Raw genomic sequence first — 284 nt, 5'->3', positions numbered from 1 at the left:
AGGATATCCGCCGCTACATCGCGGGCGATGGCGGCGACTGCCAGCTCGTCGATATCGAAGACAACAAGATCATGGTGCGGCTGACCGGTGCCTGCGTCGGCTGCCAGCTTGCCGGCGTCACCATCGGCGGCATTCAGATGCGGCTGATGGCGAAGCTCGGCGCGCCCGTGCGCGTCATCCCGGTTCAGCCGAGACATTGAGGAGGCGGTGATGCGGCCCGTCTATCTCGATGCCAACGCAACCACACCCGTCGATCCCGACGTGCTGGCGACGATGCTGCCGTT

At 65.1% G+C, this 284-nt stretch carries 1 protein-coding gene; it reads left to right on the top strand.

Annotated elements, in window-relative coordinates:
- Positions 1-200: NifU family protein (locus CH341_RS32295; RefSeq protein WP_146604755.1), on the top strand; the 200-nt coding region annotated here is incomplete at its 5' end.
- Between the last annotated feature and the right edge of the window lie 84 nt (positions 201-284).

The organism is Rhodoplanes roseus, assembly GCF_003258865.1.
Classification (GTDB): Bacteria; Pseudomonadota; Alphaproteobacteria; order Rhizobiales; family Xanthobacteraceae; genus Rhodoplanes; species Rhodoplanes roseus.
The sequence above is the reverse complement of the archived record's forward strand: the minus strand, read 5'-3'. Positions and strand labels throughout refer to the sequence as shown.